This window comes from Naasia sp. SYSU D00057, from assembly GCF_017916505.1.
Taxonomy (GTDB): domain Bacteria; phylum Actinomycetota; class Actinomycetes; order Actinomycetales; family Microbacteriaceae; genus Naasia.
On the sequence record NZ_JAFMSZ010000004.1, the window covers coordinates 243,100 to 262,921 of the forward strand.

The window sequence follows — 19,822 nt, forward strand, 5'->3', positions numbered from 1 at the left end:
AACACACAACGCGTCTCAGTAGGGTGTGAGGCACGGTCGGGGTATGGTTCCCCCACCACCCGCAATCACGAGGCAACGCACAGTAGGGAGGGACAGTGGTTCTAGTTCGTCAGGAGCTTGGCGACGTTCTGCGCGACTTCCGTCTGCAGAAGGGACGCACCCTCCGGCAGGTGGCCAGCAAGGCGAGTGTCGCCCTCGGTTATCTCAGCGAGGTCGAGCGCGGCCAGAAGGAGGCCTCCTCCGAGATCCTCGCTTCGGTCGCGGATGCGCTCGACACCCCCATCTCGGTCATCATGCGCGAGGTCGGCGACCGCCTGGCCGTCATCGAAGGCATCGACGTCATCCCGGACACCGTTCCGGCCGACCTCAGCGAGCGGTTCGGCAACGACTCGTTCGCGAAGGACCTCGACGCGGACCTCGTCGCCCGCTGACGGGCGCACGTCCACTCGAACGCCCCGCTCCGGCGGGGCGTTCGCCGTTTCCGGGGGCGGTTCGGGGACGTTCCGGGGCCCTCCGAGCGCCCCGATGTGATTGATAGCGTGGCGGGATGCGACTGAGCGAGTTCCAATTCGCGGTCGCCGAGGAGTTCGGCGACGCGTACGGACGCGCGCTCGTCCGCGAGCTCGTGATCGACGAGCTCGGCGGGCTCACCCCTGAGCAGGCCCTCGCCGCCGGGCGCCGTCCCGGCGAGGTGTGGACGGCTCTCTGCAAGGCCGCCGGAGTGCCCCGTGAGCGCTGGCACGGGCGGGGCCGACCGGCGGTCGGATAGCCTCCGCGACACGCCGCCGCGCTCTCGAAGATACCTTCGAAGAGTCGTAGTGTCCTTCACAGGTGACCGAGCAGGGGAATCCTCCACCGGAAGCGCCCCTCCGACCGCGATGTCGGAGGCCGCGTCTACCGTCGGAGACAGCCGGCGAGAACACCGAAAGAGCCTTGTCGCACCGGACCGCGCCGGACGCGGGCGACAGCCTATAGGCCGCCATTTTCGACATTCAGGAGATCCCATGCCCTCACCCGCAGACCGCGAGAAGGCCCTCGAGACCGCCCTCGCCCAGATCGATCGCCAGTTCGGCAAGGGCTCCGTCATGCGCCTCGGCACCGAGGAGCGCGCGCCGATCGAGATCATCCCCACCGGGTCCATCGCGCTCGACGTCGCGCTCGGCATCGGCGGTCTTCCGCGCGGCCGCATCGTCGAGATCTACGGCCCGGAGTCGTCCGGAAAGACGACCCTCACGCTCCACGCGATCGCGAACGCGCAGCGCAAGGGCGGCATCGCCGCGTTCATCGACGCGGAGCACGCGCTCGACCCGGAGTACGCGAAGAAGCTCGGCGTCGACATCGACTCCCTCCTCGTCTCCCAGCCCGACACCGGTGAGCAGGCGCTCGAGATCGCGGACATGCTCGTCCGCTCCGGCTCGATCGACCTGGTCGTCATCGACTCCGTCGCGGCGCTCGTGCCCCGCGCCGAGCTCGAGGGCGACATGGGCGACTCGCACGTCGGCCTCCAGGCCCGCCTCATGTCGCAGGCGCTGCGCAAGCTGACCGGTGGTCTCAACCAGACGAAGACCACCGCCATCTTCATCAACCAGCTCCGCGAGAAGGTCGGCGTCTTCTTCGGAAGCCCCGAGACCACCGCGGGCGGCAAGGCGCTCAAGTTCTACGCGTCGGTCCGCCTCGACATCCGCCGCATCGAGACGCTGAAGGACGGCACGGACGCGGTCGGCAACCGCACCCGCGTCAAGGTGGTCAAGAACAAGATGGCGCCGCCGTTCAAGCAGGCCGAGTTCGACATCCTCTACGGCGTCGGCATCAGCCGCGAGGGCAGCCTCATCGACTTCGGTGTGGAGCACAACATCGTCAAGAAGTCGGGTGCCTGGTACACCTACGACGGCGACCAGCTCGGCCAGGGCAAGGAGAACGCCCGCAACTTCCTGCTCAACAATCCGGATATCGCCAACGAGATCGAGAAGAAGATCCTCGTGAAGCTCGGCGTTCTCAAGGCGCCGGGCGAGGCCGGTACCGCCGCCGAGACGGCCGGTCCCGTGCCGATCCAGCAGAAGATGGCCGCCCGCAAGGGCGCCTGACGTGCCGCCCGTTTCGGGCGACGCCCAATGGGTCGCCCCGGTCGTTCCGCTCTTCGGGCGGGACGACCGGGGGCGTCCAGCGGACGCTCCGCCGAAGCAGCAGGCTGAGCAGGAGCAGGAGCAGGACTCCGGCGAGGCATCGCCTCCGTTCTTGTCACCGGCCCCGGTGCGCGCTCCGATCACCTTCGCCGGCATGTTCCCGTCGGAAGCCGCCGAGTCCGCCGAGACTGACCGATCCCCGGCTGACCGGTCCGCCGAGCCGCGGGAGGCAACTGCGGACGAGACCCACGCCGCCGGCCGGTCTGACCGGGCCGCCGAGCGCGCTGCTCGCCGCGCACAGAACGTCAGCGTCTCGGCGCTCGCCCGGCGCGGCATGTCTGTCGCCGAGCTCCGCGACACGCTCGCCCAGCGCGGCATCGACTCCGAGGACGCGGAGGCGGAGATCGAGCGCCTCGTCGAGAGTCGCTACCTCGACGACGTCCGGCTCGCCGAGTCGGTCGTGCGCACTGAGACCGAGCGCAAAGGCAAGGGCCGCTCCGCCGTGGTCGCCGAGCTGCGCCGCCGCAAAGTGGCGGACGAGGCCATCGAGGCCGCGCTCGAGGAGATCGACGACGAGGAGGAGCGGGAGCTCGCCGTCGCCGTCGCCCGGAAGCGGGCCCGCCAGCTGACGAGCTACGACGAGCAGACGGCCCGTCGCCGGCTCGCGGGCTTCCTGCAGCGGCGCGGCTTCTCCGGCTCCGTGCTGCAGCACGCGCTGGACGCCGCCCTCCGCCCCGAGGACTGACCTGGCCCGAACGGCGGGCCGATGAGGCTCAGCAGGGACTGAACCGGGCTCCAGCAGGCAGGAGTGGCTCCAGCAGGAACGGGGAAGCTTTCAGCAGGAACGGAGTCAGGTTCGTCAGGCGCGGCGTGGCTTCAGCAGGAACGGAGCCGGGTTCAGCAGGCACGGGGTGGCTCCACCAGGAACGGAGTCAGGTTCAGCAGGCACGGAGTGGCTCCAGCAGGCGTCGCAGGCCCGGTTTTGCCTGCTGAACCCCTCGGGTGCCTGCTGAACGGGTGGAAGTCCCTGCTCGGTCAGCTGCCACGGGCCGGGCGGACGCATACCCTGCCCAGAAGTCGGCACGGCCCTGCTTCAGCAGGCACTCAACCGGGCTCAGCAGGCACGAAGCGGCTTCAGCAGGCACCAGGGGCCCGGTTTTGCCTGCTGAAGCCCTCGGATGCCTGCTGAACCCAGCGAATCTGCCTGCTGAAGCGCTCCGAAGCCGGCGGAACCTGACCGGACGTGCCTGCCGAAGACCTCGGTGCCTGCCGAAGGCCTCGAGTGCCTGCTGAACCCAGCGCGAGTTCCGGCTGAACCCGCCTCGCCGTCGCGGCCGCGGCATCCCGAGGGCGCGCAGACCGCCGGACGGATGGGCCGCCGCGCCGCGACGTACACTTGCCGATCGTGAGCATGACCGCCGAACGGATCGAGACCGCGGACGCCGTCCGCCCGCGCACCTACGAGGTCCGCACCTACGGCTGTCAGATGAACGTGCACGACTCCGAGCGGCTGAGCGGATCGCTCGAGGCCGCCGGCTACGTCCGCGCCGACGGGGTCGAGCCGGACGTCGTCGTCATCAACACCTGCGCCGTCCGCGAGAACGCGGACAACAAGCTCTACGGCAACCTCGGCCACCTCGCCTCCATCAAGCGGGGGCACGCGGGCATGCAGATCGCCGTCGGCGGCTGCCTCGCGCAGAAGGACAAGAACGTCATCCTCGAGAAGGCGCCCTGGGTCGACGTCGTCTTCGGCACGCACAACATGGGCTCGCTGCCGAGCCTCCTCGAGCGCGCCCGGCACAACGGCGAGGCCCAGCTCGAGATCCTCGAGTCGCTCGAGGTCTTCCCGTCGACGCTGCCCACCAAGCGGGAGTCCACCTACAGCGGCTGGGTCTCCATCTCGGTCGGCTGCAACAACACCTGCACCTTCTGCATCGTCCCGACGCTGCGCGGCAAGGAGAAGGACCGCCGGCCGGGCGAGATCCTCGCCGAGGTGCAGGCGCTCGTCGACGACGGCGCCATCGAGGTCACGCTGCTCGGCCAGAACGTCAACTCCTACGGGGTGGAGTTCGGCGACCGCCAGGCGTTCGGCAAGCTGCTGCGCGCCGCCGGTGCCATCGAGGGCCTGCAGCGCATCCGCTTCACCAGTCCGCACCCTGCGGCGTTCACCGACGACGTCATCGACGCGATGGCGGAGACGCCGTCCGTCATGCCGCAGCTGCACATGCCGCTCCAGTCCGGCTCCGACCGCATCCTCAAGGCGATGCGCCGCTCCTACCGGTCGGAGCGCTTCCTCGGCATCCTCGACCGGGTCCGCGCTCGCATCCCGGACGCCGCCATCAGCACCGACATCATCGTCGGCTTCCCGGGGGAGACCGAGGAGGACTTCCAGGACACCCTGCGGGTCGTCGAGCAGGCACGCTTCGCGTCCGCCTTCACGTTCCAGTACTCCATCCGCCCCGGCACCCCGGCCGCGAGCATGCCCGACCAGCTGCCCAAGGCCGTCGTGCAGGAGCGCTACGAGCGCCTCGTCGAGCTGCAGGAGCGCATCTCCTGGGAGGAGAACCTGCGCCAGGTCGGGCGTCGGGTCGAGGTGCTCGTCTCCACCGGCGAGGGGCGCAAGGACGGCACCACGCACCGGCTCAGCGGGCGGGCCCGCGACAGCCGGCTCGTGCACTTCGAGGTGCCCGCCGGATCGCCGGTGCCGCGCCCCGGCGACCTCGTCGACGTGACGATCACGCACGCCGCGCCGTTCCACCTGCTGGCCGACGACCCGACGGGCGCGCCGCTCGCGATCACCGCCACCCGCGCCGGCGACGCGTGGGATCGCGCGGAGGCCGAGTCCTGCGGGATGCCCGCGGCCGACGCGCCCGCGACGCGCGGTCCGGTCTCGCTCGGCCTGCCGAGCCTCCGCATCGGACGGTGACCGCCGACCTCGTCGCGGTCGTCGGCCCGACGGGAACGGGCAAGACGGCGCTCTCGCTCGACATCGCCGAGGCGCTCAGGGCGGCGGGCCGGCGGGCCGAGATCGTCAACGCGGACGCCATGCAGCTCTACCGCGGCATGGACATCGGCACGGCGAAGCTGCCGCCCACGGAGCGTCGCGGCATCCCGCACCACCTCTTCGACGTGCTCGACGTGACCGAGACGTCGACGGTCGCCGACTACCAGCGCGACGCGCGCGCCGCCGTCGACGAGATCCAGGCGCGGGGCGGAGTGCCGATCCTCGTCGGCGGCTCGGGGCTCTACCTCTCCGCGGTCCTCCACGACTTCCGATTCCCCGGCACCGACGCCGCGGTGCGGCAGCGGCTCGAGGCGGAGCTCGCCGAGCAGGGGAGCGGCGCGATGTGGCAGCGCCTGCGCGTGAGCGACCCGGACGCCGCGGCCTCCATCGACCCCGGCAACGGGCGCCGCGTCGTGCGGGCGCTCGAGGTGATCGAGATCACCGGGCTGCCCTATTCGGCGAGCCTGCCGGACGAGTCGCTGCAGTGGCGGCCCGCCCGGGTGCTCCTCCTCGACGTGCCCGACGAGCGCCGTCCCGAGCTCAAGGAGCGGCTGGCCGTACGGGCCCGGACGATGTTCGACGAGGGCCTCCTCGACGAGGTGCGGGGGCTCCTCACAGTGGGCCTCGAGCGCGGCACCACCGCCCGCCGGGCCATCGGCTACGCCCAGGCCGTCGACGTCCTGCAGGGGCGGCGCGAGCTGCCCGAGGCGATCGAGGAGACGATCCAGCTCACCTGGCGCTACGTGCGCCGTCAGCGGTCCTGGTTCGCCCGCTGGGGCGAGGCCGTGCGGCTCGAGGCGGGCGGCCCGGACGTGCTCGGCCGGGCACTCGACGCCGTCGCGCGCGAATAGGGTTGAGGCCATGACGAGGATCGCCTTCACCAAGGGGCACGGCACCGGCAACGACTTCGTGCTGATCGCCGACCCCGAGGGCGAGCTGGACCTCAGCCCGGAGCAGGTGGCCGCCATCTGCGACCGCCACTTCGGTGTCGGCGCCGACGGCATCCTCCGCGCCGTGCGCTCCCGCAGCATCGGCGCGGGCGCCGCGGCCCTCGCCGAGGAGCCGCGCGCCGAGTGGTTCATGGACTACCGGAACGCCGACGGCAGCATCGCCGAGATGTGCGGCAACGGAATCCGCGTCTTCACCCGCTTCCTGCTGGACGAGGGGCACGCCGTGCTGCACGAGGGGAGCACCCTCCCCATCGGCACCCGGGGCGGCGTCCGCGACCTGCAGCGCGCCGGCATCGGCTTCTCGGTCGACCTCGGCCGCTGGCGCCTGCAGCCGGGGGAGACGCTCGTCTCCGTGCGCGACCTGCCCGTCGCGCGCCCCGGCGTCGGCATCACCCTCCCCAACCCGCACATCGTCATCGCGGTCGCCGACGAGGCAGAGCTCGCGGGCGCCGACCTGACGGTCGCCCCGACGCTCGACCCCAACCCCGCGGAGGGCGCGAACGTCGAGCTCGTCCTGCCCCGCGAGCCGCTCGTCCGCGACGGGGTCGGTCGCATCCGCATGCGCGTGCACGAGCGCGGCAGCGGCGAGACCCTCTCCTGCGGCACGGGGGCGGCTGCCGCCGCCCTCGCGACCCGCCACTGGGCGGGCGTGGGCGCCCCGAACGTCTGGCGTCTGGAGGTGCCGGGCGGCGTCCTCGGCGTCCGGATGTTCCCCACTCAGGATGGCGAGCACGTCGCCCTCAGCGGCCCCGCCGACCTCGTGTTCTCGGGGGAGCTCGAGGTCTAGCCTCCGCTCGGCGCGGGCGAAACGTCGTGCCCGCGGGTGTCGTTCCTGGCGCGGCGAGGACGTTCCACCCGCGCCGAGCCCTCGGACGCCGAAGCGCGCTAGGGCAGGCGGTGGACGTCGAGGACGCGGAACGCCTTCGCGGTCGCCGCGCGCGTCACCCCGAAGTCGCCGGCGAAGCGCTCGGCCAGCCAGCGCTGCAGCGAGTCGGAGCCGAGGTTCTTCTGCACGACCAGCCAGGCGTGGCCGTCCGAGGCGAGGCGAGGCAGCCAGCGCTCGAGAAGGGCGTGCAGCTCGGCCTTGCCGATGCGGATCGGCGGGTTCGACCAGATCGCCGCGAACGCGACGCCGTCGGGAACAGCGTCGGGGGTCACGGCGTTGACCCTGGTGAGCCCCCACTCCTCGGCATTCCGGCGGGTGAGCTCGAGTGCCCTCTCGTTGACGTCCACCGCCCACACGGTGGCCCCGGGGGAGGACAGGGCGAGCGTGAGCGCGACGGGCCCCCACCCGCAGCCGAGGTCGAGCAGATCGCCCTCGGCGGGCGGCGGCGGGACCGTGTCGAGCAGGACGCGCGTGCCCGTGTCGACGTGCTCCGGACTGAACACCCCGGCACCCGTCGTCACCTCGGCGCTCCTGCCGGCGAGGGTCACCGGGATCCGCCGCGGGCGGAGCGGTCCCTCCGGCGAGGAGGAGAAGTAGTGGGCGTCCGGGCTCGGGCGCTCGCTGGGGCTTGGCACCAAGGAAACCTAACGGATGGAACATCTAGTCTTGACGACAATGGAACCGACTCTTCCCGACACCGACACCGAGGTCGAGCGGCGGGCAGCGGACGACGACGTGGTGGCGCGAGTGCTCGCGACCGCCGAGCGCCGGGCCGCGGGCCGCGCCGTCTTCGGACCGACGGCTCCGATCGCGCCCGTCGAGCAGGTGCAGGCCGAGCCGAGCACGGACGGCGAGCAGTTCGACCTCGAGGAGCGCCAGGCGCTTCGCCGTGTCACCGGGCTCTCGACCGAGCTCGAGGACGTCACCGAGGTCGAGTACCGGCAGCTGCGGCTCGAGCGCGTCATCCTCATCGGCGTGCACCAGCAGGGCGGCACGGTGGACGCGGAGAACTCGCTGCGCGAGCTCGCCGCGCTGGCGGAGACCGCTGGCGCCGTCGTGCTCGACGGTCTCCTGCAGCGCCGCCCCTTCCCGGACCCCGGCACCTACCTCGGCAGCGGCAAGGCCGCCGAGCTGCGCGACCGCGTCGCCGCTCTCGGAGCGGACACCGTGATCGCCGACACCGAGCTCGCCCCGAGCCAGCGGCGTGCCCTCGAGGACATCGTCCGGGTGAAGGTGATCGACCGCACCGCGGTCATCCTCGACATCTTCAGCCAGCACGCGAAGAGCCGGGAGGGCAAGGCGCAGGTCGAGCTCGCCCAGCTCGAGTACCTCCTTCCGCGCCTCCGCGGCTGGGGTGAGTCGATGTCCCGCCAGGCCGGTGGCCAGGTGGGTGGCGCGGGCGCCGGCATGGGCTCCCGTGGTCCCGGTGAGACGAAGATCGAGCTCGACCGCCGCCGCATCCACTCCCGCATGGCGCGCCTGCGCCGCCAGATCAAGGAGATGAAGCCGGCCCGTGAGGCGAAGCGCGCCAACCGGCGCCGCAACGCCGTGCCGTCGGTCGCGATCGTCGGCTACACGAACGCCGGCAAGTCGTCGCTGCTCAACCGGATCACCCGGGCGGGCGTGCTCGTCGAGAACGCGCTGTTCGCGACCCTCGACGCCACCGTGCGCCGCTACGAGACCCCGGACGGCCGGGTGTTCACGCTCGCCGACACCGTCGGCTTCGTGCGCAACCTGCCGCACCAGCTGGTGGAGGCGTTCCGCTCCACCCTCGAGGAGACGGCCGACGCCGACGTGCTCATCCACGTCGTCGACGGATCGCACCCGGACCCGGCCGCGCAGCTCGCGACCGTCCGCAACGTGATCGGCGAGGTCGGTGCGCGGGACGTCCCGGAGCTCGTCGTGTTCAACAAGTCGGACCTCGTGGGCGACGACGACCGCCTCGTCCTCCGCGGCCTGGAGCCGAACTCGGTGTTCGTGTCCGCCCGCACCGGCGAGGGCATCGAGGAGCTGCTGTCCCGCGTGGCCGGCCTGCTGCCGACGCCGGAGCTCGAGGTCGACGCCGTGATCCCCTACGACCGGGGCGACCTCGTCGCCATGGTGCACGAGCGCGGCAAGGTGCTCGGGCTCGCCTACGAGGAGGCCGGCACGCGCGTGCACGCCCGCGTCGGCGCCGAGGACCGCGCGGCCCTCGAGCCCTACCTGGTCGAGGACGCCTCCGCCTCCTGACGTGACACGAAACGGCCGCCGGTCCAACGGACGCGGGGGCCGTTTCGGCGTTGACGGGCCGATCCGGCACTTCCGGGCCGCCTAGGTGGCCCGGAGATGCCGATCCGGCCCGGATAGCTCAGCAGTTGGGGCAGCTCCGGCGGGCAGACGCCGCCGGACGCCGCTCAGACGGAGCGGAGGACCGCCACGACCTTGCCGAGGACCTCGGCCTCGTCGCCGAGGATCGGCTCGAACGCGCTGTTGCGGGGGAGCAGCCACGTGTGGCCGTCGCGCTGGCGGAAGACCTTCACGGTCGCTTCGCCGTCGAGCATCGCGGCGACGATCTCGCCGTTCTCGGCGCTCCGCTGCGTGCGGACGACGACCCAGTCGCCGTCGCAGATCGCCGCGTCGATCATCGACTCGCCGACCACCTTGAGCATGAAGAGCTCGCCCTTGCCCACCAGGGAGCGGGGGAGCGGCACGACCTCCTCGACCTGCTGGTCGGCGGTGATCGGGATGCCGGCCGCGATCCGGCCGACGAGCGGCACCATGGCCGCGTCGCCGACGGGGCTGCTGGTGTCGGACGGGGCCTCGGACGCGGGCACGTCGATGAGGACCTCGAGCGCGCGGGGGCGGTTCGGGTCGCGGCGGATGTAGCCGGCAAGCTCGAGCTGGCCGAGCTGGTGCGTGACGCTCGAGAGTGAGGAGAGGCCGACGGCGTCGCCGATCTCGCGCATGCTCGGCGGGTACCCCCGGGTGGCGACGGAGCGCTGGATGACCTCGAGGATCGCCTGCTGCTTGTCACTGAGGCTCGTGCGTCGCCTCGTGCCGCTTCGCTCCGCGGTCATCGCGTCCCCCTCGTTCCTAGGCTCCGGGCTCCTGATGAGCCGATGTCGGAGGCTGCTGGTTGCCTTGCGGCGAACATCGAAACTGTATCCGGTGGGGTGCGGTCCGACAACGATTCGTTCGAGTGTTTCTTCGAACCGGTCGCGGAGGGACGCGCCGAGGAGGATCGCTTGCGGTGTTCGACATTCGAAGATATGTTCGGAACACATCTCCGCGGGCGGCCTCTCCCGGCCGAGCGGCCGCCCGCGGGATCTCTCGAGGAGGATCCCGTGAGCACCATCAGCATCGCCCCCGCCCGCAGCGCGGTTCCCGCCCCCCGCATCGGCCGCCCCGCCGGCACTCCCGCCCGCCGCCCCCTGCGTCTGACCGCCCGCGGACGCGTGGTCTTCGGCGCCCTGGCCACCGCCCCTGTGGTCGTCGGCCTCGTCCTCGCCTCCGTTCTCGCGCCGGCCTCCGCCGGGCCCGTCTCCGCCGGGACCGAGGAGGGATCCGCCTCCTTCGAGACCGTCACCGTCGGCGCCGGCGAGTCCCTCTGGGCCATCGCCGAGCGGATCGCCCCCGCGTCCGACCCGCGTGAGGTCATCGGCGAGATCGAGCGGCTCAACAGCCTCGAGGACTCGGCCGTGATGCCGGGTCAGACGCTCGCGATCCCCGCCCAGTACGCGTCCTGACCGGCGCCGGAGAGGGTGCTCCCGGGAACCGCCCTAAACTCGCACGGTGACTTCGCTCGCCGACCTCCCGCTCCGCGACGACCTCCGCGGCCGTTCGCCCTACGGCGCTCCGCAGAAGAGCGTGCGCGTCGCCCTCAACGTCAACGAGAACACCCACGGGGTGCCGGAGGATGTGGCGGAGGACATCGTCGCCGCTCTGGCGGAGGCGGTCACCACCCTGCACCGCTACCCCGACCGCGAGTTCACGGTCCTCCGGGAACGGCTCGCCGGCTATCTGGGTCACGGCGTGGAGGCCGGACAGGTCTGGGCCGGCAACGGCTCCAACGAGGTCATCCAGCAGGTGCTGCAGGCCTTCGGCGGCCCGGGCCGCTCCGTGCTCGGCTTCCCGCCCACCTACTCAATGCACTCGATCCTCGCGGGGGCGACGGGCACCCGCTGGGTCGAGGGCCGCCGGGACGAGGGATTCGAGATCTCGCCCGAGACCGTCGTGCGAGACATCGAGCGGACCCGCCCGGACCTGGTCTTCCTCTGCGGACCCAACAACCCCACCGGCACCGGCCTGTCGCTCGACACCATCCGCGCGGCGTACGACGCGACCGACGGCATGGTCTTCGTCGACGCCGCCTACGCCGAGTTCATGCCGACCGACGAGGAGAACGCGCTCACGCTGCTGCCCGGCCGGGAGCGGCTGATCGTCTCGCGCACCATGAGCAAGGCGTTCGCCTTCGCCGGGGCCCGCGTCGGCTACATGGCCGCGGATCCCGCGGTCGTCGACGCGCTCCGGCTCGTCCGCCTCCCGTACCACCTGTCGGCGCTCACCCAGGCGGCCGCCATCGCCGCGCTGGCCCACGCCGACGAGATGCTCGCCATGGTCGACGAGATCAAGGCGCAGCGCGACCGGATCGAGCGCGAGCTGCCGCAGCTCGGCTTCTCGCCGTGGCCGAGCGAGGCCAACTTCGTGCTGTTCGGCGGCGTCGCGGATCCCGACCGCACCTGGGCCCAGCTTCTCGAGCGGGACGTGCTCGTCCGCAACCTCAGCATCCCGAACACGCTCCGCGTGAGCGCCGGCACCAAGGCCGAGACGTCCGAGTTCCTCGGCGCCCTCGCGGAGGTGGGCGGCGCCGCCGCCTGATCGGGGCGCGGGGCCCAGCCCGCCTAGAATCGGGGGATCATGGATTCCGGACAGCGCACCGCGCACCTCCAGCGCGAGACGAGCGAGTCATCCGTCGACCTGAGGGTCGACCTCGACGGCACCGGACGGTCGCGCATCGCGACGACCGTCCCGTTCTTCGACCACATGCTGACCGCGTTCGCGAAGCACTCCCTCACCGACCTGACCGTGACCGCGAACGGGGACGTCGAGATCGACGTCCACCACACGGTCGAGGACACGGGGATCGTGCTCGGCACGGCCATCCGTCAGGCGCTCGGCGACAAGGCCGGCATCGCCCGCTTCGGCGACGCCACGGTGCCGCTCGACGAGGCGCTCGCGCGCGCGGTCGTCGACATCTCGGGCCGCCCGTACCTCGTGCACTCCGGGGAGCCGGCCGGGTTCGAGTACCACCTGATCGGCGGTCACTTCACCGGGTCCATGGTGCGCCACTTCTTCGAGGCGCTGACCTTCGCCGCAGGCCTCACGGTGCACCTCGAGCTGATCGCGGGCCGCGACCCGCACCACATCGCCGAGGCGCAGTTCAAGGCGTTCGCACGTGCGTTCCGGCAGGCGAAGGAGCTCGACCCCCGCGTGTCGGGAATCCCGTCGACGAAGGGCGCGCTGTGACGCGGCCCTCGGTCGTCGTCTACGACTACGGCAGCGGCAACGTCCACTCGGCCGTGAAGGCGCTGCAGGCCGCCGGCGCCGACGTCGAGCTGACCGGCGACCGCGCGGCCGCGATGGAGGCGGACGGGCTGCTCGTCCCGGGCGTCGGCGCCTTCGGCGCCGTGATGTCGGCCCTCCGCGGCGCGCGCGGCGACGAGATCATCGACCGCCGCCTCGCGGGCGGCCGCCCGGTGCTCGGCATCTGCGTCGGCATGCAGGTGATGTTCGAGCGCGGCGTCGAGCGGGGCGTCGACACCGAGGGGCTCGGCGAGTGGCCCGGCACGGTCGACGAGCTGCACGCTCCCGTGCTTCCGCACATCGGCTGGAACACCGTGGAGGCGCCCGAGGACAGCGTGCTCTTCGACGGGCTCCGTGACGAGCGCTTCTACTTCGTGCACTCCTACGGCGCGCGCGAGTGGAGCTTCGACGCGCAGAAGCCGTTCCGCGCGCCGTCCGTCACCTGGGCCACGCACGGCGAGCGGTTCATCGCCGCCGTCGAGAACGGGCCGCTCTCCGCCACCCAGTTCCACCCCGAGAAGTCGGGCCACGCGGGCATCCGCCTGCTGGGCAACTGGATCGACAGCCTCGCGGCCTGAGCCGCCTCTTCCGAAGGAACCGATGACCGACTTCGTGTCCACTCCCGTCCTCACCCTGCTCCCGGCCGTCGACGTCGCCGGCGGCAAGGCCGTCCGCCTCACCCAGGGGGAGACCGGCACCGAGACGGACTACGGCGACCCGGTCGACGCCGCGTCGGACTGGATGGAGCAGGGCGCCGAGTGGATCCACCTCGTGGACCTCGACGCCGCCTTCGGCCGGGGCAGCAACGCCGCGGTGATCCGCCGCGTCATCCGCGCCGCCGACGAGGTGAAGATCGAGCTGTCGGGCGGCATCCGCGACGACGCCAGCCTGGAGGCGGCCCTCGAGTCGGGCGCCACTCGCGTGAACCTCGGCACCGCCGCGCTCGAGAACCCCGAGTGGGCCGCCGCGGTCATCGCGCAGTACGGGGAGGCGATCGCGGTCGGTCTCGACGTCCGCGGCACCACGCTCGCCGCCCGCGGCTGGACGAAGGAGGGCGGCGACCTCTGGGAGGTCCTCGACCGGCTCGAGGATGCCGGCTGCGCCCGCTACATCGTCACCGACGTCACGAAGGACGGGACGCTCCGCGGCCCCAACCTCGGGCTGCTCGAGGAGATCATGCGCCGCACCGAGCGCCCCGTCGTCGCCTCCGGCGGCGTCTCGAGCCTCGACGACATCGCGGCGCTGCGGGACCTCGTGCCCCAGGGGCTCGAGGGCGCCATCGTCGGCAAGGCGCTGTACGCGGGAGCCTTCACCCTGGCCGAGGCGCTCGACGTCGCCGGCCGCTAGGCCGTGAACGGGTCCGACCGTTTCACCGACTCCGCCGGCACGCCGTGGGCGGGACGGCACTTCACGCCGACCGCCTTCGACGGCGACGACGGGAGCGCCCCGCCCGTGCTGCTCGAGGCGCTGCGCGGCTTCCGCGCCCGGAGGGTGGGCGCGGCCGCCGTCGTCGACGCGGCTCGCGGCGTCCGGCTGCTCGTGCCGCTGCTCGCCCAGCTGGGGGAGACGGGCATCGGCCCGACCGGCAAGCAGGTGGACAAGAGCGCGGAGCTCGCCCTCGTGACCGTCGCCGGCCCGGATGGGCGCCGCGTGCTGCCGGCCTTCACCTCGGTCGAGGCGATGCGCGTCTGGAACCCGTCCGCGCGTCCGGTCCCCGCCGAGAGCGAGCGCGTCGCGCTGGCCGCGGCCGCCGAGGACACCGACCTGGTGGTGCTCGACGCCGGATCGGAGACCGAGTTCGTGCTGCGGCGTCCCGCGGTCTGGGCGCTCGGGCGCGGCACCCGCTGGATCCCCCCGCACGAGGACCGCGAGCTCGCGGCCGAGTTCGCGGCGACGTCCGCCGACCCCGCTGTCGTGGACGTCCGGCTCGTGCCCGGCGACCCCGACTCCCGGCTGCGCGGACCCGAGCTGCGCGTCGAGCTGCGGCTGGAACTCGGGCTGGACAGGGACGCGCTCGACGCCCTGCTCGCCCGCCTCGGGGAGCGCTGGTCGGCGAGCACGCTCATCGCGGAGCGCGTTGACTCGCTCGCCGTGACGGTCCTCGCCGGCTGATCCCTTGACGGCGTTGCCGTGCAGGGCCAGGCTGATCGCGCGATGGAGCAGGACGAGCACTCGGCCCTCGACCACGCGTCGGCTCACGCCCGGCGCTGGCTCGATCAAGTCGCCTCGCGCCGCGTTCCCGCCGCCGCCCGCATCGGCGACGTGGCCGCCCGGCTGGGCACCGTCCTCCCCGAGTTCGGCACCCCCGCCGCCGAGGTGATCGACCGGCTCGTCGCCGCAGTGGAGCCCGGCCTCATGGCCAGCCAGTCCGGCCGGTTCTTCGGCTGGGTGATGGGTTCGACCGTGCCCGCCGCCCTCGCCGCCGACTGGCTGGTCTCGGCGTGGGACCAGAACGCCGGGATGCGGGATGCGACGCCCGGAGTCGTGGCGGCCGAGGAGGTCGCCGCCCGCTGGCTCGTCGAGCTGCTCGGCATCCCGGACGACCCCGCGGTCGGGTTCACCACCGGCGCGACGACGGCGAACTTCGTGAGCCTCGCCGCCGCGCGCGGCCGGGTCCTCGCGCGGGCGGGCTGGGACTCGGCGCAGGGCCTCGCCGCCGGCCCGCGCGTGCGCGTGCTCGTGGGCGCCGAGCGGCACGGCTCCGTCGACCTCGCCCTCCGCTACCTGGGGCTCGGACTGCCCGAGACGGTCGGCGTCGACGCCCAGGGGCGCCTGGATCCGGCCCAGCTGCGGGTCGCACTCGCGGACTCGCAGGGACCGGTCATCGTCTGCCTGCAGGCGGGGAACATCCACTCGGGCGCGTTCGACCCGTTCGAGGATGCGATCGCCGAGGCGCACCGGGCGGGGGCCTGGGTCCACGTGGACGGCGCGTTCGGCCTCTGGGCGGCCGTCACGCCGCGCCTCTCCGCCCTGGTCGCCGGGATGGAGCAGGCCGACTCGTGGGCGACCGACGCCCACAAGACCCTCAACACGCCTTACGACTGCGGCATCGCGATGGTGCAGGACGGCGACGCGCTGAGGGCCGCCATGAGCGTGCACCCGAGCTATCTGCTGACGTCCTCCGCGTTCGACCCGTTCGAGCACGTGCCGGAGATGTCCCGCCGGGCGCGCGGGGTGCCCGTCTGGGCGGCGATCGCAAGCCTCGGCGCCGCCGGGGTGCGCGAGCTCGTGGAGGGTCTCGTGGCCGCGGCGTCGGGCCTCGCCGAGGGGCTCGCTCGCATCCCGGGCGTCCGCATCCTCAACGACGTCGTCTACACCCAGGTCAGCGCGGCGTTCGAGACGCCGGACCGCACGCGCGAGGTGTTCGCGCGCATCCTCGAGGAGGGGACCGTGATGCCGTCCGCCAGCGTGTGGCGGGACGAGCCGGTGATCCGGTTCTCGGTCAGCTCCTGGCGCACGGGCGCCGCGGAGGTGGCGGAGACGGTCGCCGCCGTCGAGCGCGCCGCGCTCAGATGACGGAGCCGGTGTACTTCTCGCCCGGACCGGCGCCGGGAGCGTCCGGGTAGGGCGACGCCTCGCGGAAGGCCAGCTGCACCGAGCGCAGCCCGTCGCGCAGCGCGCGCGCGTGGTGGTCGCCGAGGTGAGGAGCGCTCGCGGTGACGAGGCCGGCGAGAGCGTCGATGAGCTTGCGCGCCTCGTCGAGGTCCGCCGCCGCATCCGGCTCCTCGCCGAGGCCGCACTTCACGGCCGCGGCGCTCAGCAGGTGGACCGCGACGGTGTTGATCACCTCGACGGCCGGCACCTCCGCGATGTCGCGGACGTACTCGCCGGCGGTCTCGTCGGGCGCTGCGGAGTCGGACATGGGGGTCCCCTTCGATCGGCGGGCTCGCTCTGCTATCCTTGTGCGGGCCCCGGGAGCGATCCCGGACAGAAAAGTGGAGAGATCTCCCACCCGCGTCGACCGCCTCAACAGGTTACCGGGTTCAGGCACTCCCCCCGCGCAGCTCGATCGGGCGGGGAGATCGGGTGCTGAAGAGGGCGTGCCGACGTGCGCGCCCGGAGAACGCTCTGCTCTTCTCGGCCGCTCCACGCGATGTGCGTGGACGCGAGGAAAGAGTGAAGGAGCAGCGCATCAGCGATCCCCGTACCAACGACCGCATCCGAGTGCCGGAAGTCCGGCTCGTCGGACCGGGCGGCGAGCAGGTCGGCATCGTGCCGATCGAGGTCGCCATCCGTCTCGCGCGTGAAGCGGACCTCGACCTCGTCGAGGTCGCGCCGAACTCGCGCCCGCCGGTCGCGAAGATCATGGACTACGGGAAGTTCAAGTACGAGACGGCGCAGAAGGCCAAGGAGGCCCGTCGCAACCAGGCGAACACCATCCTCAAGGAGGTCCGGTTCCGCCTGAAGATCGACGCCCACGACTACGAGACCAAGCGCAAGCGCGCCGAGGGGTTCTTGAAGGCGGGGGACAAGGTCAAGGCGATGATCCTCTTCCGCGGCCGCGAGCAGTCCCGCCCCGACCAGGGCGTGCGCCTGCTGCAGCGCTTCGCCGAGGACGTCAGCGAGTTCGGATCCGTCGAGTCGACCCCGACCATCGACGGCCGCAACATGGTGATGATCATCGGCCCGCACAAGAACAAGGCGGACGCCAAGGCCGAGGCCGCAGCGCGTCGCGCCAGCAACAAGACGGCGGGAGCCCCCGCCGGTGAGACCTCCGACGCCGGGACCCCCGACGCCGCCACCACCAAGGAGACCAATGCCTAAGCAGAAGACCCACTCCGGGTCCAAGAAGCGCTTCAAGATCACCGGCAGCGGCAAGCTGATCAAGCAGCAGGCCGGGATGCGCCACAACCTGGAGGGCAAGGCCAGCAAGCGCACGCGCCGCCTCAACCAGGACCAGGTGCTATCCGCGCCGGACACCAAGGTCGCCAAGAAGCTCCTCGGCCTCTGAGCCGCACGACCCTTACGAAGGACTGAGAAATGGCAAGAGTCAAGAGGGCCGTCAACGCCCACAAGAAGCGCCGGGTCATCCTCGAGCGCGCCGAGGGCTACCGCGGTCAGCGGTCGCGCCTCTACCGCAAGGCGAAGGAGCAGGTCACCCACTCCCTCGTCTACGCGTACCGTGACCGCCGGGCCCGCAAGGGCGACTTCCGTCGCCTCTGGATCCAGCGCATCAACGCGGCCGCCCGCGAGCAGGGCCTCACCTACAACCGGTTCATCCAGGGCCTCGGCCTCGCCGGTGTCGAGGTGGACCGCCGCATCCTCGCCGAGCTCGCCGTGAACGAGCCCGCGACCTTCGCGGCCCTCGTCGAGACGGCTCGCGCCGCCCTCCCGGCCGACACGTCGGCCCCCGCGACGCCCGCCGCGTAGCACCTCTCGAACTGCCCGGTTCGACCGCTCCCTCCGGGATGGGCGGCGGAATCGGGCAGTTCGGCGTTTAAGTAGGCTGGAGCCATGCTCGACAACCCCCGGTCGCCCCGCGTCCGGGCCGTCGCCAAGCTCGGCCGGAAGCAGGCGCGCACGGAGACGGGGCAGTTCCTGCTCGAGGGGCCTCAGGCGGTGGGTGAGGCGCTGGCCTGGCGCCCGGAGCTGCTCGTCGAGCTCTTCGCGACGCCCACCGCGCTCGAGCGGCACCCCGGCATCGGGGACGCCGCCGCGGCGGCCGGCCTCGAGGTGGAGTTCGTCACGGAGCAGGTGCTCGAGACGATGGCCGACACCGTCACCCCGCAGGGGTTCGTCGCGGTGTGCGCGCAGTTCCCGACCTCGGTGCGGACGATCTTCGCGGAGCAGCCGCGCCTCGTGGCCGTGCTGGAGGAGGTCCGGGATCCGGGCAACGCCGGCACCATCATCCGCGCCGCCGACGCGGCGGGGGCGGATGCCGTCGTCCTGACCGGCCGAACCGTCGACCTCTACAACCCGAAGGTGGTGCGGGCCACCACCGGCTCGCTCTTCCACCTGCCCGTCGCGGTGGGCGCCGACCTCGCCGCCGTCGCCGACCGGGCGCGCGCGGCCGGGCTGCAGATCCTCGCCGCCGACATCAAGGGCGACGACCTCCTCACCGCCCGCCAGGAGGGCACCCTCGCCGCGCCGACAGCCTGGGTGTTCGGCAACGAGGCGCACGGCCTCGACGACGAGCGGCTCGCCCGCGCCGACCGCGCCCTCGCCGTCCCCGTCTACGGCTCGGCCGAGTCCATGAACCTGGCGACCGCCGCGTCCGTCTGCCTGTACGAGAGCGCGTTCGCCCAGCGCTCCTAGCCCGCCCGCGGGTCGTACAGGCGCGCGAGATGCCACTTTTCGCCCCTATTCGGGCGGAATGAGGGCGGAAAGTGGCATCTCGGCATCCTGGCGGTGCTGATCGACGAGCGGATCGCGCGGCCGGTCGTCCTTCGTTCCCACCTCCGGTGAGGGCCGCCGGATGCCGCGCGCGAGGTTTCAAGGCGGTAACGGTCCCCGCGGGGGTCTGTCCGCCGCGCCCCCGCTCTTCCTAGGGTGAGGCCATGGCCTCGTCTCCGCTGCCCGCGACAGCGTCGTCCCAGGGTGGGGCCGAGGCTCCCCTCGTCGTCCTCGACCGCGTGAACAAGCACTTCGGCAAGCTGCACGTGCTGAAGGACATCACCACCAGCGTCCGATCCGGCGAGGTCGTCGTCGTCATCGGGCCGAGCGGCTCCGGCAAGTCCACCCTCTGCCGCGCGATCAACCGCCTCGAGACGATCGACTCGGGCACGATCACCATCGACGGTGTGCCGCTGCCGGAGGAGGGCGCGGCCCTCGCCCGTCTGCGGGCCGACGTCGGCATGGTGTTCCAGTCGTTCAACCTCTTCGCCCACAAGACCGTGCTGCAGAACGTCACCCTCGGCCCCATGCGCGTTCGCGGCCTGGACCGCGCCGAGGCCGAGAAGCGGGCGATGGAGCTGCTCGACCGCGTGGGCGTCGCCAACCAGGCGAGCAAGCTGCCCGCTCAGCTCTCCGGCGGTCAGCAGCAGCGCGTCGCCATCGCGCGGGCCCTCGCGATGCAGCCGAAGCTGATGCTCTTCGACGAGCCCACCTCGGCGCTCGACCCGGAGATGATCAACGAGGTCCTCGACGTCATCACCGGCCTCGCCCGAGACGGCATGACGATGATCGTCGTCACCCACGAGATGGGCTTCGCCCGTCGTGCGGCCGACCGGGTGCTGTTCATGGCCGACGGTCAGCTCGTCGAGGACGCCGCCCCCGTCGAGTTCTTCGAACGGCCGAAGAGCGACCGGGCGAAGGACTTCCTCTCCAAGATCCTCAGCCACTAGCCAGGGGTCGACGG

The 19,822-nt window shown here is 72.2% G+C and carries 23 protein-coding genes; 20 read left to right on the forward strand and 3 right to left on the reverse strand.

Annotation, left to right across the window (positions count from 1 at the left end; genetic code table 11):
- The first annotated feature begins 95 nt into the window (after window positions 1–95).
- The 7 genes from J3P36_RS13995 to dapF all read left to right on the forward strand — a co-directional run bounded on the left by J3P36_RS13995 (window position 96) and on the right by dapF (window position 6,864).
- Window positions 96–431: a helix-turn-helix domain-containing protein gene (locus J3P36_RS13995; RefSeq protein ID WP_210508837.1), complete on the forward strand. Its 336-nt coding sequence runs from the start codon at window positions 96–98 to the stop codon at window positions 429–431.
- A 116-nt stretch (window positions 432–547) separates the two neighbouring features.
- The gene (locus J3P36_RS14000; RefSeq protein WP_210508838.1) at window positions 548–769 is read left to right on the forward strand and encodes a DUF3046 domain-containing protein; all 222 of its coding nucleotides are present in this window, start codon (window positions 548–550) and stop codon (window positions 767–769) included.
- A gap of 235 nt (window positions 770–1,004) precedes the next feature.
- Window positions 1,005–2,084, forward strand: a complete 1,080-nt coding sequence (gene recA, locus J3P36_RS14005; protein ID WP_210508839.1) for a recombinase RecA — start codon at window positions 1,005–1,007, stop codon at window positions 2,082–2,084.
- A gap of 193 nt (window positions 2,085–2,277) precedes the next feature.
- Window positions 2,278–2,868, forward strand: coding sequence for a regulatory protein RecX (locus J3P36_RS14010; RefSeq protein ID WP_374100727.1), 591 nt, complete (start codon window positions 2,278–2,280; stop codon window positions 2,866–2,868).
- 666 nt (window positions 2,869–3,534) lie between these two features.
- Window positions 3,535–5,049 (forward strand): tRNA (N6-isopentenyl adenosine(37)-C2)-methylthiotransferase MiaB, encoded by a 1,515-nt coding sequence (miaB, locus tag J3P36_RS14015; protein ID WP_210508841.1) that lies wholly within the window; start codon window positions 3,535–3,537, stop codon window positions 5,047–5,049.
- Entirely contained in the window at window positions 5,046–5,978 is a 933-nt protein-coding gene (miaA, locus tag J3P36_RS14020) for a tRNA (adenosine(37)-N6)-dimethylallyltransferase MiaA (RefSeq protein WP_210508842.1), read from the forward strand. The genes miaB and miaA overlap by 4 nt, the downstream gene beginning before the upstream one ends.
- 10 nt (window positions 5,979–5,988) lie before the next feature.
- Complete coding sequence (gene dapF / locus J3P36_RS14025; protein ID WP_210508843.1) at window positions 5,989–6,864, forward strand: diaminopimelate epimerase; 876 nt, start codon at window positions 5,989–5,991, stop codon at window positions 6,862–6,864.
- A 98-nt stretch (window positions 6,865–6,962) separates the two neighbouring features.
- Here the strand turns inward: dapF and J3P36_RS14030 are convergent, their stop codons facing one another.
- Complete coding sequence (locus J3P36_RS14030) at window positions 6,963–7,598, reverse strand: class I SAM-dependent methyltransferase (protein ID WP_210508844.1); 636 nt, start codon at window positions 7,596–7,598, stop codon at window positions 6,963–6,965.
- 40 nt (window positions 7,599–7,638) lie between these two features.
- On the opposite strand from J3P36_RS14030, the gene hflX reads away from it, so the two are divergent.
- Window positions 7,639–9,192, forward strand: coding sequence for a GTPase HflX (gene hflX / locus J3P36_RS14035; protein ID WP_210508845.1), 1,554 nt, complete (start codon window positions 7,639–7,641; stop codon window positions 9,190–9,192).
- A 164-nt stretch (window positions 9,193–9,356) separates the two neighbouring features.
- On the opposite strand, the gene lexA is transcribed toward hflX, so the two are convergent.
- Window positions 9,357–10,019, reverse strand: a complete 663-nt coding sequence (lexA, locus tag J3P36_RS14040) for a transcriptional repressor LexA (RefSeq protein ID WP_210508846.1) — start codon at window positions 10,017–10,019, stop codon at window positions 9,357–9,359.
- A 267-nt stretch (window positions 10,020–10,286) separates the two neighbouring features.
- On the opposite strand from lexA, the gene J3P36_RS16425 reads away from it, so the two are divergent.
- Genes J3P36_RS16425 through J3P36_RS14075 form a run of 7 tightly spaced genes read left to right on the forward strand, consistent with a single transcriptional unit; the run spans window position 10,287 to window position 16,041 of the window.
- A complete protein-coding gene (locus J3P36_RS16425) occupies window positions 10,287–10,688 on the forward strand; it encodes a LysM peptidoglycan-binding domain-containing protein (RefSeq protein WP_307807108.1) in 402 nt (133 codons plus the stop codon).
- 46 nt (window positions 10,689–10,734) lie between these two features.
- The gene (locus J3P36_RS14050) at window positions 10,735–11,820 is read left to right on the forward strand and encodes a histidinol-phosphate transaminase (RefSeq protein ID WP_210508848.1); all 1,086 of its coding nucleotides are present in this window, start codon (window positions 10,735–10,737) and stop codon (window positions 11,818–11,820) included.
- A 39-nt stretch (window positions 11,821–11,859) separates the two neighbouring features.
- Complete coding sequence (gene hisB, locus J3P36_RS14055) at window positions 11,860–12,468, forward strand: imidazoleglycerol-phosphate dehydratase HisB (protein WP_210508849.1); 609 nt, start codon at window positions 11,860–11,862, stop codon at window positions 12,466–12,468.
- On the forward strand, window positions 12,465–13,103 hold the full coding sequence (gene hisH / locus J3P36_RS14060) for an imidazole glycerol phosphate synthase subunit HisH (RefSeq protein WP_210508850.1): 639 nt from the start codon (window positions 12,465–12,467) through the stop codon (window positions 13,101–13,103). The genes hisB and hisH overlap by 4 nt, the downstream gene beginning before the upstream one ends.
- Window positions 13,104–13,125: 22 nt before the next feature.
- Window positions 13,126–13,872, forward strand: coding sequence for a bifunctional 1-(5-phosphoribosyl)-5-((5-phosphoribosylamino)methylideneamino)imidazole-4-carboxamide isomerase/phosphoribosylanthranilate isomerase PriA (priA, locus tag J3P36_RS14065; protein ID WP_210508851.1), 747 nt, complete (start codon window positions 13,126–13,128; stop codon window positions 13,870–13,872).
- A 3-nt stretch (window positions 13,873–13,875) separates the two neighbouring features.
- The gene (locus J3P36_RS14070; protein ID WP_210508852.1) at window positions 13,876–14,637 is read left to right on the forward strand and encodes an SseB family protein; all 762 of its coding nucleotides are present in this window, start codon (window positions 13,876–13,878) and stop codon (window positions 14,635–14,637) included.
- A gap of 42 nt (window positions 14,638–14,679) precedes the next feature.
- Window positions 14,680–16,041 (forward strand): aminotransferase class V-fold PLP-dependent enzyme, encoded by a 1,362-nt coding sequence (locus tag J3P36_RS14075; RefSeq protein ID WP_210508853.1) that lies wholly within the window; start codon window positions 14,680–14,682, stop codon window positions 16,039–16,041.
- Here J3P36_RS14075 and J3P36_RS14080 read toward each other — a convergent pair.
- A complete protein-coding gene (locus tag J3P36_RS14080; RefSeq protein ID WP_210508854.1) occupies window positions 16,034–16,387 on the reverse strand; it encodes a DUF1844 domain-containing protein in 354 nt (117 codons plus the stop codon). The two genes, J3P36_RS14075 and J3P36_RS14080, sit on opposite strands and share 8 nt — an antisense overlap.
- Window positions 16,388–16,641: 254 nt before the next feature.
- Between J3P36_RS14080 and infC the strand changes: the two genes are divergently transcribed.
- The 5 genes from infC to J3P36_RS14105 all read left to right on the forward strand — a co-directional run bounded on the left by infC (window position 16,642) and on the right by J3P36_RS14105 (window position 19,808).
- Complete coding sequence (infC, locus tag J3P36_RS14085; protein ID WP_210508855.1) at window positions 16,642–17,289, forward strand: translation initiation factor IF-3; 648 nt, start codon at window positions 16,642–16,644, stop codon at window positions 17,287–17,289.
- Window positions 17,282–17,476: a 50S ribosomal protein L35 gene (gene rpmI / locus J3P36_RS14090; RefSeq protein ID WP_210508856.1), complete on the forward strand. Its 195-nt coding sequence runs from the start codon at window positions 17,282–17,284 to the stop codon at window positions 17,474–17,476. The genes infC and rpmI overlap by 8 nt, the downstream gene beginning before the upstream one ends.
- Window positions 17,477–17,505: 29 nt before the next feature.
- Window positions 17,506–17,895, forward strand: coding sequence for a 50S ribosomal protein L20 (rplT, locus tag J3P36_RS14095; protein ID WP_210508857.1), 390 nt, complete (start codon window positions 17,506–17,508; stop codon window positions 17,893–17,895).
- Between the two features lie 84 nt (window positions 17,896–17,979).
- Window positions 17,980–18,780 carry an RNA methyltransferase gene (locus J3P36_RS14100; protein WP_210508858.1) on the forward strand — a complete coding sequence of 267 codons (801 nt, stop codon included), beginning with the start codon at window positions 17,980–17,982 and terminating at the stop codon, window positions 18,778–18,780.
- A 242-nt stretch (window positions 18,781–19,022) separates the two neighbouring features.
- Window positions 19,023–19,808, forward strand: coding sequence for an amino acid ABC transporter ATP-binding protein (locus J3P36_RS14105; RefSeq protein WP_210508859.1), 786 nt, complete (start codon window positions 19,023–19,025; stop codon window positions 19,806–19,808).
- The last annotated feature ends 14 nt before the right edge of the window (window positions 19,809–19,822 follow it).

Excerpts from the sequence above, each read along its gene's own strand:
- J3P36_RS14080 (WP_210508854.1), bottom strand. The coding sequence starts at position 16,387 with ATGTCCGACTCCGCAGCGCCCGACGAGACCGCCGGCGAGTACGTCCGC.
- J3P36_RS14100 (WP_210508858.1), top strand. The coding sequence starts at position 17,980 with ATGCTCGACAACCCCCGGTCGCCCCGCGTCCGGGCCGTCGCCAAGCTC.
- dapF (WP_210508843.1), top strand. The coding sequence starts at position 5,989 with ATGACGAGGATCGCCTTCACCAAGGGGCACGGCACCGGCAACGACTTC.
- J3P36_RS14105 (WP_210508859.1), top strand. The coding sequence starts at position 19,023 with ATGGCCTCGTCTCCGCTGCCCGCGACAGCGTCGTCCCAGGGTGGGGCC.
- miaB (WP_210508841.1), top strand. The coding sequence starts at position 3,535 with ATGACCGCCGAACGGATCGAGACCGCGGACGCCGTCCGCCCGCGCACC.
- J3P36_RS14000 (WP_210508838.1), top strand. The coding sequence starts at position 548 with ATGCGACTGAGCGAGTTCCAATTCGCGGTCGCCGAGGAGTTCGGCGAC.
- hflX (WP_210508845.1), top strand. The coding sequence starts at position 7,639 with ATGGAACCGACTCTTCCCGACACCGACACCGAGGTCGAGCGGCGGGCA.
- lexA (WP_210508846.1), bottom strand. The coding sequence starts at position 10,019 with ATGACCGCGGAGCGAAGCGGCACGAGGCGACGCACGAGCCTCAGTGAC.
- recA (WP_210508839.1), top strand. The coding sequence starts at position 1,005 with ATGCCCTCACCCGCAGACCGCGAGAAGGCCCTCGAGACCGCCCTCGCC.
- rpmI (WP_210508856.1), top strand. The coding sequence starts at position 17,282 with ATGCCTAAGCAGAAGACCCACTCCGGGTCCAAGAAGCGCTTCAAGATC.
- J3P36_RS14010 (WP_374100727.1), top strand. The coding sequence starts at position 2,278 with ATGTTCCCGTCGGAAGCCGCCGAGTCCGCCGAGACTGACCGATCCCCG.
- priA (WP_210508851.1), top strand. The coding sequence starts at position 13,126 with ATGACCGACTTCGTGTCCACTCCCGTCCTCACCCTGCTCCCGGCCGTC.
- rplT (WP_210508857.1), top strand. The coding sequence starts at position 17,506 with ATGGCAAGAGTCAAGAGGGCCGTCAACGCCCACAAGAAGCGCCGGGTC.
- J3P36_RS14075 (WP_210508853.1), top strand. The coding sequence starts at position 14,680 with ATGGAGCAGGACGAGCACTCGGCCCTCGACCACGCGTCGGCTCACGCC.
- hisB (WP_210508849.1), top strand. The coding sequence starts at position 11,860 with ATGGATTCCGGACAGCGCACCGCGCACCTCCAGCGCGAGACGAGCGAG.